At 70.3% G+C, this 15583-nt stretch carries 16 protein-coding genes and 1 riboswitch; of the genes, 9 read left to right on the top strand and 7 right to left on the bottom strand.

From position 1 onward, the window contains the following. Positions 1 to 181 precede the first annotated feature (181 nt). Positions 182 to 1549: a transcription termination factor Rho gene (gene rho, locus MKK65_RS17235; protein WP_243959235.1), complete on the bottom strand. Its 1368-nt coding sequence runs from the start codon at positions 1547 to 1549 to the stop codon at positions 182 to 184. Positions 1550 to 2152: 603 nt separating this feature from the next. Here rho and MKK65_RS17230 point away from each other — a divergent pair. From MKK65_RS17230 to MKK65_RS17195, 8 genes are all read left to right on the top strand, one after another. Further along, the gene (locus MKK65_RS17230) at positions 2153 to 2656 is read left to right on the top strand and encodes a DUF3429 domain-containing protein (protein WP_058190754.1); all 504 of its coding nucleotides are present in this window, start codon (positions 2153 to 2155) and stop codon (positions 2654 to 2656) included. A gap of 439 nt (positions 2657 to 3095) precedes the next feature. Then, positions 3096 to 4646 (top strand): histidine--tRNA ligase, encoded by a 1551-nt coding sequence (gene hisS / locus MKK65_RS17225; protein WP_243959233.1) that lies wholly within the window; start codon positions 3096 to 3098, stop codon positions 4644 to 4646. A gap of 171 nt (positions 4647 to 4817) precedes the next feature. Further along, positions 4818 to 5960, top strand: a complete 1143-nt coding sequence (locus MKK65_RS17220) for an ATP phosphoribosyltransferase regulatory subunit (protein ID WP_243959231.1) — start codon at positions 4818 to 4820, stop codon at positions 5958 to 5960. Then, entirely contained in the window at positions 5957 to 6949 is a 993-nt protein-coding gene (gene hisG / locus MKK65_RS17215) for an ATP phosphoribosyltransferase (RefSeq protein WP_243959229.1), read from the top strand. Before MKK65_RS17220 ends, hisG begins: the two co-directional genes overlap by 4 nt. Positions 6950 to 6959: 10 nt before the next feature. After that, positions 6960 to 7820, top strand: coding sequence for a LysR family transcriptional regulator (locus MKK65_RS17210; RefSeq protein ID WP_243959226.1), 861 nt, complete (start codon positions 6960 to 6962; stop codon positions 7818 to 7820). Between the two features lie 143 nt (positions 7821 to 7963). Next, complete coding sequence (locus tag MKK65_RS17205; protein WP_313902049.1) at positions 7964 to 8680, top strand: amino acid racemase; 717 nt, start codon at positions 7964 to 7966, stop codon at positions 8678 to 8680. 78 nt (positions 8681 to 8758) lie between these two features. Then, entirely contained in the window at positions 8759 to 9046 is a 288-nt protein-coding gene (locus MKK65_RS17200; protein WP_243959224.1) for a type II toxin-antitoxin system HigB family toxin, read from the top strand. 4 nt (positions 9047 to 9050) lie between these two features. After that, a complete protein-coding gene (locus MKK65_RS17195; RefSeq protein ID WP_243959222.1) occupies positions 9051 to 9458 on the top strand; it encodes a type II toxin-antitoxin system HigA family antitoxin in 408 nt (135 codons plus the stop codon). A 152-nt stretch (positions 9459 to 9610) separates the two neighbouring features. Here MKK65_RS17195 and MKK65_RS17190 read toward each other — a convergent pair whose 3' ends face one another. From MKK65_RS17190 to MKK65_RS17180, 3 genes are all read right to left on the bottom strand, one after another. Then, the gene (locus MKK65_RS17190; RefSeq protein WP_243959220.1) at positions 9611 to 9964 is read right to left on the bottom strand and encodes a lysozyme inhibitor LprI family protein; all 354 of its coding nucleotides are present in this window, start codon (positions 9962 to 9964) and stop codon (positions 9611 to 9613) included. Positions 9965 to 10053: 89 nt separating this feature from the next. Continuing rightward, a complete protein-coding gene (hemJ, locus tag MKK65_RS17185) occupies positions 10054 to 10485 on the bottom strand; it encodes a protoporphyrinogen oxidase HemJ (protein ID WP_243959218.1) in 432 nt (143 codons plus the stop codon). Positions 10486 to 10488: 3 nt separating this feature from the next. After that, a complete protein-coding gene (locus MKK65_RS17180) occupies positions 10489 to 11646 on the bottom strand; it encodes a uroporphyrinogen decarboxylase (protein WP_409565449.1) in 1158 nt (385 codons plus the stop codon). Positions 11647 to 12100: 454 nt separating this feature from the next. Between MKK65_RS17180 and MKK65_RS17175 the strand changes: the two genes are divergently transcribed. Further along, positions 12101 to 12931, top strand: a complete 831-nt coding sequence (locus MKK65_RS17175; protein ID WP_058190745.1) for a pyruvate, water dikinase regulatory protein — start codon at positions 12101 to 12103, stop codon at positions 12929 to 12931. 121 nt (positions 12932 to 13052) lie between these two features. Here the strand turns inward: MKK65_RS17175 and crcB are convergent, their stop codons facing one another. The 3 genes from crcB to MKK65_RS17160 all read right to left on the bottom strand — a co-directional run bounded on the left by crcB (position 13053) and on the right by MKK65_RS17160 (position 15577). Next, on the bottom strand, positions 13053 to 13430 hold the full coding sequence (gene crcB, locus MKK65_RS17170) for a fluoride efflux transporter CrcB (protein ID WP_058190744.1): 378 nt from the start codon (positions 13428 to 13430) through the stop codon (positions 13053 to 13055). A 64-nt stretch (positions 13431 to 13494) separates the two neighbouring features. After that, positions 13495 to 13567, bottom strand: a riboswitch (Fluoride riboswitch). 48 nt (positions 13568 to 13615) lie between these two features. Further along, the gene (locus MKK65_RS17165) at positions 13616 to 14125 is read right to left on the bottom strand and encodes a hypothetical protein (protein WP_058190743.1); all 510 of its coding nucleotides are present in this window, start codon (positions 14123 to 14125) and stop codon (positions 13616 to 13618) included. A 159-nt stretch (positions 14126 to 14284) separates the two neighbouring features. Beyond that, entirely contained in the window at positions 14285 to 15577 is a 1293-nt protein-coding gene (locus MKK65_RS17160) for a hypothetical protein (RefSeq protein ID WP_409565448.1), read from the bottom strand. Positions 15578 to 15583 lie beyond the last annotated feature (6 nt).

Genomic DNA, 15583 nt, shown 5'->3' with positions numbered 1-15583 from the left:
CGACGAGCCCCGCCGCCGGGATGAACCGGTCGGCGGGGCTGTCGCGGAGCCGATACGCAACCTGGCTCCCAAGGCCAACCATGGCAGGCACGGGTTAGGAGAAGGTCAACGCGGTCTCTGGTTTCCAAAGGGTCGAGCCCTTTGGCGGGGTTCGGGGGCGGAGCCCCTGAGATCGCCCCGATCAGGTGTTCATCGAGTCGAAGAAGTCGCCGTTGCTCTTGGTCTGGCGCAGCTTGTCCATCAGGAACTCGATCGCGTCGGTGACGCCCATCGGGTTGAGGATGCGGCGCAGCACGTAGGTCTTCTTGAGGGCGTCCGGCGGGACCAGCAGCTCCTCCTTGCGGGTGCCGGAGCGGGTGATGTCGATCGCCGGGAAGATGCGCTTGTCCGAGACCTTGCGGTCCAGGATGATCTCCGAGTTGCCGGTGCCCTTGAACTCCTCGAAGATCACCTCGTCCATGCGCGAGCCGGTGTCGATGAGCGCGGTGGCGATGATCGAGAGCGAGCCGCCCTCCTCGATGTTGCGGGCGGCGCCGAAGAAGCGCTTGGGCCGCTGCAGGGCGTTGGCGTCGACACCACCGGTCAGCACCTTGCCGGAGGACGGCACCACGGTGTTGTAGGCACGGCCGAGGCGCGTGATCGAGTCGAGCAGGATGACGACGTCGCGGCCGTGCTCCACCAGGCGCTTGGCCTTCTCGATCACCATCTCGGCGACCTGCACGTGGCGGGTGGCCGGCTCGTCGAAGGTCGAGGCGATGACCTCCCCCTTCACCGAGCGGATCATGTCGGTGACCTCCTCGGGACGCTCGTCGATGAGCAGCACGATGAGGTAGCATTCCGGGTGGTTGATGGTGATCGACTGCGCGATGTTCTGCATCAGCACGGTCTTGCCGGTGCGCGGCGGCGCCACGATCAGGGCGCGCTGGCCCTTGCCGATCGGGGCGACGATGTCGATGATCCGCGGGCTGAAATCCTTCTTGGGCGGATTGTCCAGTTCGAGCTTGAAGCGCTGGGTCGGGAACAGCGGCGTCAGGTTGTCGAAATGGACCTTGTGCTTGATCTTCTCGGGGTTCTCGAAATTGATCGTGTTGACCTTGAGCAGCGCGAAGTAGCGCTCGCCGTCCTTGGGACCGCGGATCGGGCCCTCGACGGTGTCGCCGGTGCGCAGGCCGAAGCGCCGGATCTGGGTCGGCGAGATGTAGATGTCGTCCGGGCCGGGCAGGTAGTTCGAGTCGTTCGAGCGCAGGAAGCCGAAGCCGTCCTGCAGCACCTCGACGGTGCCGGCGCCGATGATCTCGACCTCCTTGGCAGCGAGCTGCTTCAGGATCGCGAACATCAGCTCCTGCTTGCGCATGGTCGAGGCGTTCTCGACCTCGACCTCCTCCGCGAAAGCGATCAGGTCGGTCGGCGTCTTGGCCTTGAGGTCGAACAGCTTGACCTCGCGCACGCCCTCGAGGACGGCGATGGTACCGGTCGCCGGGGCGTCGGCCGGATCCGCGGTCTCGGGATCGGCCAGGGGATCGGCGAAGGCGTCGGGATGTGGCGTCATGGGGTGTCTTGCAACCGACGGAGAAGGTGGGAGGGCCGGTTCTGCGCCAAGCAACCCGGGGGACGGGCGCCGGAGAGCGGGCCGCGCTGGAACAGCGAGGGGCCCGAAAGATCGTCTTGGCTGGACCGTTTTCGGCAGGACCCTCGTGGCTCACGGGCGCGCTGCGGCGCTGACCTTGTGAAGAGGGCACGCGAGAAATAACGCGTTTCTCCACCGCACTCAAGGGGCTCATGGATTGGGGGGGCCCGGGAGCCCGCGGGATCGGTGACGACGGGCCCGCATCGTCGCCGGATGAGGGCAGGGACGCATGTCCCGGATACACGCCTCGGTGGGCTACAAGTCCTCACGCATGCGAGAATAAAGCGCGGGATCCCGCGTCTCGCCCCGGTGCTGAAACGTAGACTACCGCTGCCGGGAGACCCTGATCCGATGGGCTAACCCAGCCGCCACGATCAATTGAATCCCCCCGCACATGCCGGATCTCGCGGTTTCGCTTTCGCGAGGCTAAAGCCCTCGGCGCGGAACCGGGGTCCCGCGGGACCGTTCCCCGTCCCGGCGCCGCAGCGCAGCAAACCGTCCACCCGAGAGCCCGGCCCCACCGACATGCGCGACGACGCCACCGGACGCACCATCACCGCACACGAGCCGCGCCGGATCCCGTGGCTCGACCTCGTGTTCGGCTTCGGCCCGATGATGCCGATCGCCGTCGGCGCCGCCGCGGCCTGGTGGCTGAACGGCCAGCCCCTCGATTATCTCATCGCCCTGTTCACCCTGCTCTACGCCGCCTCGATCCTGCTGTTCCTGGCCGGCGTCCACCGGGGCGTCAGCTTCCGCACCGAGGGCGGCCCGCGGCTCGCCCAGATCGTCACGATGCTGATCCTGTACGCGCTCGGCCTCTTCAGCCTGTTCTCGGCGGTGATGGGCAAGGCGGTGCCGGCACTTGCCATGCTGATCCTCGGCTACGCGGCCATCGGCATCCTCGATCCGATCGCGGCCCGCGCCGGCGAGGTGCCGCTGGCCCATGCCCGCCTGCGCCCCCTGCAGATGCCCATCGCCGTGGTGAGCCTCGCGGTCCTGCTCTGGCTCAAGCTGACAGCCCCGTACTGATAGATTTCGCCAAACCCGACCTCCCGCCCGCCCCCTCATCCTGAGGCGACGCAGCGAAGTGGAGGATTCGAAGGAGGGCTCCAGGGGTCACAGCGGCCGCTGGAGGGCTCCTTCGAGGCGGCTTCGCCGCACCTCAGGATGAAATTGGTCTTGATGAGATTGGTCTTGGGATTTCCGTGAGGTTGCCAGCATATCACCGTCATTGCGAGTGCAGCAAAGCAACCCAGCGTAGCGCGAGGCCCCCGAACGTGGCGTTTCCCTGGGTCGCTTCGCTGCGCTCGCGATGACGGCGCAGGATGGACACCCAAGTAAGCCCACCGGAAACCGAATTCCCCTTTCGGTCGTCATGCTCTAGAGCCCGGCCCCAGGATCCCCGCCGTGCCGGGGACGACTCACACCGGATCCGGGCTCCGGGTCCGCGAGAAGCGAACGCGCTCACATGTCCAAGCCGGAAACCGCGAAGGCCGAAAGCCGGGCCGAAACCCTGAAACCCCGCCTGCCCCGCGGCTTCGTCGACCGCCGCGCCGACGAGATCGCCGCGCAGGGTCGGATGCTGGAGACGATCCGCAAGAGCTTCGAGCTCTACGGCTTCGAGGCCCTGGAGACCCCGTTCGTCGAGTATACCGAGGCGCTCGGCAAGTTCCTGCCCGACCTCGACCGTCCGAACGCCGGCGTGTTCTCGTTCCAGGACGACGACGAGGCCTGGCTCTCCTTGCGCTACGACCTGACCGCGCCGCTGGCCCGGTTCGTGGCGGAGAATTACGATTCCCTGCCCAAGCCCTATCGCAGCTACCGGGCCGGCTACGTGTTCCGCAACGAGAAGCCGGGGCCGGGCCGGTTCCGGCAGTTCATGCAGTTCGACGCCGACATCGTCGGCGCCGGCAGCGTCGCGGCCGATGCCGAGACCTGCATGCTGATGGCCGATACGCTGGACCGGCTCGGGCTCGGCGGCCAATACGTGGTCAAGGTCAACAACCGCAAGGTGCTCGACGGGGTCATGGAGGCGATCGGTCTCGCCGGCCCCGACAAGGCCGGCCAGCGGCTGACCGTCCTGCGGGCGATCGACAAGCTCGACCGCCTCGGCGTCGACGGCGTGCGCGACCTGCTCGGCCCCGGCCGCAAGGACGAGAGCGGCGACTTCACCAAGGGCGCCGGCCTCGACGCCACCGCGGTCTCCCGGATCCTGGCCTACGTGTCGTTCCAGGCCGATGCCGGGGACGGCGCCGACCGGATGGCGTTCTGGGAACAGTTCTTCGCCGGCTGGCACGAGGCGGTGGGCTCCTCCGAGACCGGCCGCGAGGGCATCGCCGAATTGCACGCGATCATGCGGCTCTGCGCGGCGGCCGGCTACGGCCACGACGTGATCCGGGCCGATCCCAGCGTGGTGCGCGGGCTCGAATACTATACCGGCCCGGTCTACGAGGCCGAGCTGACGTTTCCGGTCACCAATGAGGACGGCCAGACCGTGCGCTTCGGCTCCGTGGCCGGCGGCGGGCGCTACGACGGCCTGGTCGGGCGGTTCCGGGCCGAGCTGGTGCCGGCCACGGGCTTCTCGATCGGCGTCTCGCGGCTGTTCTCGGCGCTCCAACTGGTGAAGAGCCCGCTTCTGGCCGGCACCGAGACCCCCGGCCCGGTGGTGGTGCTGGTCCTCGACCGCGAGAACATGGCCGATTACCAGCGGCTGGTCGCCCTGCTGCGGGCGGACGGGATCCGGGCCGAGCTCTATCTCGGCGCCGCCGGCATGAAGGCGCAGATGAAATACGCCGACCGCCGCCGCGCCCCGGTGGCGATCATCCAGGGCTCGAACGAGCGCCTGGCCGGCGAGATCCAGATCAAGGACCTGATCGAGGGCGCCCGCGCCGCTGAGTCCATCGGCAGCAACGCCGAGTGGAAGGCCGCCCGCCCGGCGCAAGTGTCCTGCCCGGAGGCCGACATGGTCGCCCAGGTCCGCGCCGTCCTGGCCCGCCACTTCCCGGCCACCGCGGGCTGAGTCCCGGTTTCAAAAGGTCTTCGACCTTTTGCGGGTCCAGGGCAGAGCCCTGGTCCATCGGGGCTCTGCCCCGATACCCCGCCAAAGGGCTGAGCCCTTTGGGATCTCATGATGTTCGCGTGTCGCCAAGCGCCGCCGCGATTGCTAGAGAGCGTCCGCGAGGGACATGCGATGACACGACCGGAGGCCGGTGAGACGGGGGCGGGCGACGCGGCGCGGACGCGGCTGCTCGCGCATCTGAGCGCGGCCGGCTACCGGCCGGTGACGCCCCCGGTGCTGCAGCCGGTGGAGCCGTTCCTGGAATTGTCCGGCGAGGATATCCGCCGGCGGATCTTCGTCACCCAGGACGCGTCCGGGGCCGAGCTGTGCCTGCGGCCGGAATTCACCATTCCCGTCTGCCGCCTGCACCGGGCCCAGGCCGACGGGCAGGCGGCCGATTACAGCTATTGCGGCCCGGTCTTCCGCCTCGCCGCCGACGAGCCCGACGAGTTCTTCCAGGCCGGCATCGAATCGATCGGCCGGACCGACACGCCCGCCGCCGATGCCGAGGTGCTGGGACTGGCGCTGGAGGGCCTCGCCCTGTTCGGCCGGACCGACCCGGCGGTGCGGCTCGGCGATATGGGCCTGACCGTGGCGCTGCTGGACGGGCTGGCGGTGCCGCCCGCGGCCAAGCGCCGGACCCTGCGGGCGCTCGCGGCCGGGCGCTCCCTCGACGCGGTCACCAATGGCGGCGCGGATGCCCGGCCCGAGGATCCGCATGCGGGCCTGCTGGCGGCGATCCAGGGCCAGGACCCGCAGGGCGTGCGCGCCTTCGTGGAGGATGTGCTGGCCATCGCCGGCATCTCGGCGGTGGGCGGCCGCAGCGCCGGCGAGATCGCCGAGCGCTTCCTCGGCAAGGCGGCCGCGCAGGCCAATGGCGGGGCCGGGCTCAACGCCGAGAACCGCGCCGTGCTCGACCGCTACCGGGCGATCGCCGGCCATCCCGACGCCGCGGCCCGCGACCTGCGCGGGCTGGTGGCCGAGGCCGGCCTGCGCCACGACGCCTTGTCGGCCGCCCTCGACCTGTTCGAGGAGCGCACCGGCTTCATCGCGGCGCGCGGCCTGCCGATCGACCGCTTCCGCTTCCAGGGCGGCTTCGCCCGCAACCTCGACTACTACACCGGCTTCATCTTCGAGGTGAACGAGGGCGACGGGCCGATGCTGGTCGGCGGCGGCCGCTACGACGGCCTGCTCGGGCATCTCGGCAGCCCGACGCCCCTGCCCGCGGTGGGCTGCACCTTCTGGGTCGAGCGCGTGGCGGGAGCCGGTCGATGACCTCCTCGGATTCGGGCGCCATGCCGCTGATCCTCGCCGTCCCGTCCAAGGGCCGCCTCCAGGAAAATGCCAGCGCGTTCTTCGGCCGGGCCGGCCTGCGGCTCGCCCAGGGCGCGGGCGCCCGCGACTATCGCGGCAAGCTCGTCGGCGTGCCGGGGGTCGAGGTGCGCTACCTCTCGGCCTCGGAGATCGCCGCGCAGCTCGCCTCCGGGGCCGCCCATCTCGGCATCACGGGCGAGGACCTGATCCGCGAGACCCTGCCGGACGTGCGCGGCCAGGTGGAGCTCCTGACCCCGCTCGGCTTCGGCAACGCCACCGTGGTGGTGGCGGTGCCCCAGGCCTGGATCGACGTGCGGGCGATGGCCGACCTCGACGAGGTCGCGGCGCTGATGCGCACCCGCCATGGCCGCCGCCTGCGGGTGGCGACCAAGTACGTGAACCTGACCCGCCGGTTCTTCGCCGAGACGGGCGTCGCCGATTACCGGATCGTCGAGAGCCTGGGCGCCACCGAGGGCGCGCCGGCGGCGGGCTCGGCCGAGATCGTGGTCGACATCACCACCACGGGGGCGACGCTCAGCGCCAACGCCCTCAAGGTGCTGGACGACGGCATCATCCTGCGCTCCGAGGCCAACCTGGTCGCCTCGCTGAAGGCCCCCTGGGGCGAGGGCCAGCGGGCGGCCCTGCGCACCGTGCTCGGCCGGATCGCCGCCGAGGAGCGCGCCCGCACCACCCGGGAGGTCCGCGCCGCCCTGCCGGAAAGCGGCGCCATCGACCTCGCCACGCTCGCGGGCCTGCACGAGGCCGAATTGCCCTACGGCGCCCCGCGGGGGACCGACGGCGAGATCGTGATGCGCTGCCCCGAGGCGGCCGTGTTCGAGCTCGCCGGCGCCCTGGTGGAGGCCGGCGCCCGGGCCGTGACGGTCCGGCGGGTCGACTACGCCTTCGCGGCCGAGAACCCGCTGGCGGAGCGGCTGCTGGCCCGGCTCTAAGCGCCCGGCCATGGAGCTGAAATGGCTCGAGGACTTCCTGAGCCTCGCGCGCACCGGCAGCTTCTCCCGCTCGGCGGTGGAGCGCCACGTCACCCAGCCGGCCTTCGGGCGGCGGATCCGGGCGCTCGAGGGCTGGCTCGGCGTGCCGCTGATCGACCGCAGCACCTACCCGACCGCCCTGACGCCCGAGGGCCAGCTGTTCCGTGAGACCGCGCAGGAGACCGTCCGGCTCCTGTACGAGGGTCGCGACGCGCTGCGGGCCCGGACCCGGCCGCCCGCCCGGGCCGTGTCGGTGGCCGCGCTCCACACCCTGGCGCTGACCGTCTTCCCGAACTGGTACCGGGCCATCGAGGCCCGGACCGGGCCGCTCGGCAGCCGGCTGCTGCCGGGGGACTTCCACGCCTGCGTCCAGGCGCTCGCCGAGGGCAGCCACGACCTGCTGCTGACCTACCACCATCCCGGCGTGCCGATCCCCCTCGATCCGGCGGCGTTCCCGCACCGCGTCATCGGCCGGGACAGCCTCGTGCCGGTGCACCGGCCGGGCCCGGAAACCTCCGACCTGCCCGGCCTCGGCTACCCGGCGGATTCCTTCCTGGGCCGGGTGGTGGCGCAGACCGCCGAGCCGATGAAGGCGGCCCATGTCAACGAGAACGCCATGGCCGAGGCCCTGAAATTCATGGCGCTGGCGGGCCACGGCCTGGCCTGGCTGCCCGAGAGCCTGATCACCCGCGAACTCGCCGAGGGCAGCCTCGTGGCCTCCGGGCCCGGGGCCGCCCTGGAGATCCGCCTCTACCGCAATGCCGGCCGCCGCCACCCCGCCCTCGACGCGGTCTGGCAGGCCGCCGGCGCCCTGGCGTCCGAGGGCCGCTGAAACCGGGTTCCCAAAGGGCCAGCCCTTTGGCGGGGTGTCGGGGCGGCGCCCCGACGATGCCGGACCGGCATGACCCGTGCCGACACGGCATTGGACCCACCTGCCTCCGCTCCGCATGACGGTCTCCGCAACGTTCGGAGGCGATGATGCTCGGTGTTCTCGGGGGGATGGGTCCGCTGGCGACGGCGGACTTTTTGGCCAAGCTGGTGCGGGCGACGCCGGCCCGGCGCGACCAGGACCATATCCCGACCCTGGTCTGCTCGGCCTCCGACATCCCCGACCGGGCCGCCGCCATCCTGGGCCGGGGCCCGGACCCGCTGCCGGCGATGCGCGCGGCCCTGGCCCGCCTGGAGGCGGCGGGCGCCACCCGGATCGCGATCCCCTGCAACACCGCCCATCACTGGCACGCGGCGCTCCAGGCCGGCACGGCGCTGCCGATCCTGCACATCGTCGATGCGGTCGCCGACGACCTCGCCCGAAGCGGTCTGACCGGTGGCCCGGTCGGCCTCCTGGCAACCCACGGGACCCTGCGGACCGGCCTCTACCCGGAGCGGCTGGCCCGGCACGGCTTCACCTGCCTGAGCCCCGATCCGGACGGACAGGAGGCGGTGGTCGCGGCGATCGACCAGGTGAAGGCCGGCCGGATCGCGGAGGCCGCCGTGATCCTCGAAGCCCAGGCCCGGGCCCTGGCATCTGCCGGCTGCCGCCGGGTGGTGATGGCCTGCACGGAGATCCCGGTGGCGCTGTCCGGCCTCGACGACGGTCTCGCGGGCGTGATGGTGGATGCGACCGCGTCCCTGGCGCGGGCCTGCGTCGCCGCCTGCCGGGCCGACGCGGCGGTGCTGCCGCTCGTGGCGTGATGGGCGGTTGATATCGCGCATTGCGATACGTGCGGCATGTCTCTACGATCGCGGTGGCGCCTCGCGCGATGCTGCCTCATGCACATCATCACCCAGGCCCGGATCTGGGCGGCAAAGAAGCGGTGGCCGCAAGCCGCGAACGCGCTCGACGCCTGGTACCGGTTGATGAAGGTGTCCGAGCCGAGCGATTTCGCCGGCATGAAAGCGCTGTTTCCGGCAACCGACAAGGTCGGCCACTTTCACGTGTTCGACATCGGCGGCAACAAGATACGGCTCATCGCCGTGGTGCAATACAAGTTCAAGAAAGTTTATATCCAAGCCATCATGGATCACGGCGAATACGACACCAGCAGATGGAAGGCGTAGGACGATGCGTCCCCTCATCAAGGAAGCCGTCGAGCATTGGCCTCATGTCGCGCCGTTGCTCACCATGCCGACCGACCAGAAGGATTACGACCGGCTGGTTCAGGCGATGGATCAGATCCTGGCCCTCGTGGGCGAGGATGAAGATCATCCGCTGGCGCTCCTGGCGTCCCGGATCGGCGACTTGATCGAAGCCTATGACGAGGCCCATCGGCCCATGCCGCAGGTCACGGGTGCGGCGGCGCTCCGCGCCATCATGAACGAGCGTGGCCTCGGCCAGGGTGACCTGCCGGAGGTGGGCACCCAATCCATCCTCTCAGAGATCCTGAGCGGGAAACGGCAGATCAATGTCCGTCAGGCCAAGGCCCTGAGCGAGCGCTTCGCCTTCCCGGCCGCGGTGTTTCTCGGGTTGTGATGCGCTTCTGGCGGCGCCGTCATCACGCGCCTGACGAAGCGATCCAGGGATACGCCATAAACCGGGCGCGCACGCGGCCCTGGCTCGCTTGGCTGCGCTCGCAATAACGGAGCGAGCGAAGTCGACCGATCACCCGGCAGACTGATCTCCCGTCACTGCGGCCCCTGCTTCGCGAATTCCGCCAGCACCCCGCGCAGCACCTTGAGCCGGGTCTCGTAGAGGCCGCGCAGGCAGGCGATGTCGGCGCCGCAGGCGTGGCGCTCCTTGAGCCAGGTCTCCTGGTCGTCGCGCAGCTTGGTCTGGCCGCCCATCGGCAGGACGTCCTTCAGGATGGCGAAGCGGGTCGCCATCTCGACATCCATGTCGTTGAGGGGGAGATGGGCGCAGATCGCCGTCTCGTCGGGGGTCCCAGCCTTGTCGCAGGCGAAGCTCGCGGCCCGGGCGGGGTCGGCGGCCGACAGCGTCAGGAGAACCAGCGGCGGGACGAGGGCGAACAGCTTGGTCATGGCCCCCCAACGGCCCGGCCGGCGAAAGGCTCCGGGGATGCCGTCGGCCCAGGGAATTGGTATCGGAACCGGATCACAGGATCCCCGGATCAGAGGCCCGGCTTGACGATCGCCAGGATGACGATGCCGATCATCAGGAGCGTCGGCACCTCGTTGAGCACCCGGTAGAACTTGTGCCCGCGGGTGTTCCGGTCGGCGGCGAAATCCTTGACCATCCGGGCGAGCCAGCCGTGGATGCCCGACATGGCCAGAACCAGCACGACCTTCACCTGGAGCCAGGGGCTCGCGTAGAAGCCGCTCATCCAGGCGAGCGTCAGCCCGAACGCCCAGGTGGCGATCAGGGCGGGGTTCATGATCGCCTTGAGCAGGCGGCGCTCCATCACCTTGAAGGTCGCCGATTGCGCCTCCGAGCCCGGGGGCAGGCTGGCGTGGTAGACGAACAATCTGGGCAGGTAGAGCATGCCCGCCATCCAGGCGATCAGGCTGATGACGTGCCCGGCCTTGAGCCAATCGTAGAGCACGGCCTACCTGCGCAGCCGCGCGAGCATGCGCTCGACATGGGCGACCGGCGTCTGCGGGGTGATGCCGTGGCCGAGGTTGAAGATATGCGGCAGGCCCGCGGTCGCCTCCAGCACCGCGTCGACCCCGGCGTCGAGGGCGTCGCCGCCTTCGATCAGCGTGTCGGGATGCAGGTTGCCCTGGGTCACCATCGTGTCCGGGATCTGCCGGCGCAGGGCCTTCAGGTCCACCGCCCAGTCGACGCCGACGGCATCGGCCCCGGTCTCCGGCACCACCCGGCCATGGCCGTCGAGGCCCGAGCCGCGGGCGAACACGATGATTTTTGCGCCCGGCACCTTTTCGCGGACGCCCGCGATCATCCGGGCGATCGGGCGGAGCGACCAGCGGGTCAGGGCGTCCATCGCCGCATCGTCCGGCAGGGCGCTCTCGGTCACATCGCCCACGGGCTCGACGATATCCCCGGAGGCCGGCACGGCGCGCGGCAGGGTGCCGGCATGGGATTCGAAGATCTGCACCGCGTCGGCGCCGGCCTCGAGCTGGCGGACGAGATACGCGGTCTGCACCGTGACGAGGCGATCGATCAGGCTGTCGACCAGGGCCGTGTCGCCCTCGGCGAGCGCCCGGGCGGGGGCGAGGTCCGGGGTGCCGCGGCCGCCGATCATGTAGCTCGCCACCGTCCAGGGCGCGCCGCAGAAGCCCAGCAGGGTGGTCGCGTTTGGCAATTCGGACCGCAGCCGCTTCACCGTCTCGAAGACCGGGGCCAGGTGCGCGAAGATGGCCGGATCGCCGGCCTCGCGCAGCCGCCCGAAGGCGTCGCGGCCGTCGAGCGGATCGAGGCGGGGGCCCTCGCCCTCGACGAACCGCACGTCCTGGCCCAGCGCATGGGGGACCACCAGGATGTCCGAGAACAGGATCGCCGCGTCGAAGCCGAAGCGGCGGATCGGCTGGAGGGTCACCTCGACGGCGAAGTCCGGGCTGTAGCAGAGGTCGAGGAAGGAGCCGGCCTCGGCCCGGCTCGCCCGGTATTCCGGCAGGTAGCGGCCGGCCTGGCGCATCATCCAGGCGGGGGGCGGTCCGATCGCCTCGCCCTCGAGGACGCGCAGCACCGTCCGCTCGGACTTGCCTTCGGACATGCGCTCCGTCCCCGTCATCGTCGCTCCCATCCCGTCTTCGTCATCCCGCATGCCCGTCGGCGCGCCTCCTGTCGAGTCGAGGCGCGCCGTATCCCCACACAGGCCCCTCTCGAAAAGAAAAGAGAGATTCTAGGACTCTGTTTTTTCTATTGGGGGGGCTCAACACGGTGGTGCAAGCGGGTCCACAGGCCGTCCCCGCCGCCGCGCCGTTAACGAGGCTTTAAAGGATTCGCTCCATGTTGCGAGAACGGCCAAGTCCAACAGCGGCTTGCGAACGCCGAGTCCGGTACGCGCCCCTGTTGCGTCCCGGATTCTCCCAGGCGCCCGGATTCCGCGTGCCCATCTGGCGGACCTGTGAACGGCGGAGTCGATAAAGCGCAGCCCCTGCGCCCTGGACCTGCCCGAAGCCGCATCCTATCCACACTCATCGACTCCCCTGGCGGCCGGTTGTGGATAACGCGCCCGGCGAGACGAAGGCGACCGGATGGGCCGCAGCTACTTCCACCTCCACCTTGTCTCAGACTCCACCGGCGAGACGCTGATCAATGTCGGCCGGGCGGCGGCCGCGCAGTACGAGGGCGTCTCGGCGATCGAGCACGTCTATCCGCTGGTGCGCTCGGCGGCGCAGCTCGACCGGGTGATCTCGGAGATCCGGGCGGCCCCGGGCCTCGTGCTGTACACCCTGGTGGGCGGCGACCTCGGCGAGCGGCTCGAAGAGGTCGCCCGGGAGACCGGCTCGCCCTGCCTGTCGGTGCTGCGGCCGGTCCACGACCTGCTGCGCGCCTATCTCGGCGCCGAGACCACGGCCCGGCCGGGCGCCCAGCACATGCTGAACGCGGAGTATTTCAAGCGCATCGACGCGATGAACTTCACGCTGGCGCATGATGACGGCAACCTGCCCGAGGACCTGGAGGATGCCGACGTGATCCTGCTCGGGGTCAGCCGGACCTCGAAGACGCCGACCTCGATCTACCTGGCCAATCGCGGGCTCAAGACCACGAACCTGCCCCTGGTGCCGGGCATGCCGCTGCCGCCGGCGATCGAGCGGGCCCGGAAACCCCTGGTGGTCGGCCTGTTCGCCTCGCCCGAGCGGATCGTGCAGATCCGGCAGAACCGGCTGTCGAGCCTCAACGCCGACGAATCCTCGATGTATGTCGACCGCTCGGCGGTGGCCGACGAGATCACCATGTCGCGCCGGCTGTTCACCAAGAACCGCTGGCCCACCATCGACGTGACCCGCCGCTCGATCGAGGAGACCGCCGCGGCGATCGTCGACCTCTACCGCGACCACCGCCTGAAGTTCATCGCGGACTGAGGAAGGTTCGGGATCCCAAAGGGCAAGCCCTTTGGCGGGGTTCAGGGGCGGAGCCCCTGAGCCTTGCAGGGCTCTGCCCTGCACCCGCAAAAGGTCGGAGACCTTTTGAAACCATCTTTTTTCAGAGCGCGCGGATCAGGGCCATGCCGGCGAGGAGGCCGAGCAGGCCGCCCGCCACGGAGACGCCCACGTAGAGGGCGGCCAGGGCCGGCTCGCCGCGCTCGTACAGGCTGATCGCGTCGAGCGAGAAGGTCGAGAAGGTGGTGAAGCCGCCCAGGATCCCGGTGGTCAGGAACAGCCGCGCCGGGTGGCCGGCCGCGCCGCGCAGGGCGAAGCCCTCGGCCAGCACGCCCATCAGGAACGAGCCGAGCACGTTGATCACCAGGGTCGCGAGGGGAAACCCGAAGCCCGGCAGCAACCGGGCCACCGCGACGTTGATGCCGTGACGGACCCCGCCGCCGAGCCCGGCCCCGAGGATGACGATGAGGGTGTTGACCATGCCTGCCCTTCCTGTTCGGTCGGGCGGCGTCGGCACATGCCCCACCGCGGACGACCGGAGCGCCCGTTCGGTAGGAGCCATCAGCCCGGCATGGCGATGCCGGGCGGTTATCGGGGAGCTCCATCCCCATCCCGGCCAGATCTAGCGCAGGATGGGCCCGAGGGAAATCCGGATCCGCCCCTGCGCTACTGCACGGCGGCGAAGTGGCTGCGCTGCTCGATCTGGGCGGCGTAGAAATCCTCGACCACCTCGCGGACCACCTCGGCGAGCTCGGTGCCGCGGTTCTCGTCCAGATGGATGTCGCTGCCGACGCTCCGGCCAAGGGCGGCCCCGGCCGCGCCCGGGACCAGGCGCTCGTTGTAGCGCTGGTTCAGGCCCGAGACCGAGATGGTGTTGCTGCCGCCGAGCTCGGGACCGTACTTGATCTTGATCTTCTGCTCGGTCTCGGTCCCGCGCAGCTTGGCGCAGAGGCTGATGAAGTTGTCCTGGTCGATCTGGGCCTCGAGGCCGGTGATGCTGCCGTGGACGTTGTCCGCCTCGTTCAGTACCTCGGCCATCAGGCTCAGGACATCGACCACCGGCTCGAGGGCGCGGGTGCCCTCCGCCAGCAGCTTCCGGCGGAAATCGGTGCTGCGGGCATCGGCATCCTGCAGCCGGGCGCGGAACCGGTCCTTGACGTCGTTGGCGCGGGCCATGGCGCTCCTCCCTGATGTTCGTTGCAAGTCTTCAGTGTTGAGGCAACGAAGGCTACGAAGCGACATCAGGTGACGCAAGACCGTGCAAAATATTGATGCCTGATCAGAACTTGGGCTGTTGCCCAGGAATAGTCCGTGCCCAAGTCCTGTGCAAAGGTTTCAGGCCGCCGGCCCGTCGAGGGGCGCCAACCGGTCCGGTCCGGAGGCGGTCGGCAGGATTTCGGGCCGCGACAGGGCGCGGGCGAGCGCCGGCAGGTCCGGGGCGGGGGGGCCCGCTTTTCCGAACACCGCCCGGTCGAGGGCCGCGAGCGGCGCGGCCAGATCGGGCCGCGCCTGCCAGGTCCGGGCAAGCTCCGGTGCCTCCCGGCGGGCGGCCTCCAGGGCGGCGCGGAACCCGGCCGGATCGCCCGCGCGGGCGGCCCGGTTCAGGGCCCGGCGGGTGGCGGCGGAGAGGCGTAGGCGCGGGCGGCCCGTGCCGTAACCGATCAGGGCCAGGCCGAGGCCGAAGGCGGCGAGCGCCGCGGCGGCGGCCACCAGCGGCGACGGGACGGGCGGGGGCGCCCGGTCGCCCTCCCGGTCGGGCAGGCCGCCGCCGATCTGGCGGGCCGGGATCTCGGCCTCCCGCATGGTGCGGGTGTTGGTGTCGAACCACGGGATCGCGATGGCGTCGAGGGGGATCACCTCGGGCACGCCGGGCTTCACGTCCCACTGGTAGGTCGCCCGCGCCACGGGGCCGGAGGGCGTCAGCAGGGTCTCGCGGGTGACCGGGCCGGCGAAGGTGAGGATGCCGCGGGTGCGCATCACCGGCCGGGGCGGCAGGCCCTCGGCGACCATGCCCTGGACCTCCAGGGTCACGATCCGCCGGGTGGTCTCGCCGAGCTTCACGGTCTCGGGGTCGGGGCTCCAGGAATCGGTCACCGCGACGTCCCGGGCGGGCAGCCACCAGGGCTCCTTCACGTCCGGGCCGCCCGTCGCCTCTTTCCAGGCCGCTACCGGGAACGGGATCGGCTTCGAGCGCACCTCGACCATCCGCCGCTCGCCGACATCGTTGACCGTGAGCTTGTGGGTGAAGGGCTCGATGACGAAGTCGCCCGCATGGTGCGGGAACACCGCCACGGTGCGCTCGAACGCGATGGCGCTCTGCCCGTCCGGCAGCTTGGTCTTGCTCCAGTGGTCCCGGCCGAGCTGGGTCCAGGAGAAATTGGCGAGCGAGGGCTGGACGACCTCCTCCAGCAGGATCGGCTGCTTGTAGACCCCCCGGATCTTCAGCAGCACCATCTCCCGGGCGAAGGGCGCGCTGTTGCCGTTGAACTCTGCCGTGACCGTGAGGGTCAGGTCGCCGGGCTCGATCTCGGCCCGGGCCGGGAGCGGGGCGAGGATGAGGATGACGGCCAGAGACCATGCGCGCACCCGCCCTCCCCCCTCTGCGGGGGCGGGCGGCCGGCGCAGCAGGGGGGG

Origin of the sequence: Methylobacterium sp. J-001, from assembly GCF_022829565.1 — a bacterium.
Classification (GTDB): Bacteria; Pseudomonadota; Alphaproteobacteria; order Rhizobiales; family Beijerinckiaceae; genus Methylobacterium.
Note: the sequence above shows the minus strand (reverse complement) of the source record. Positions and strands in the feature narration are given on the sequence as shown.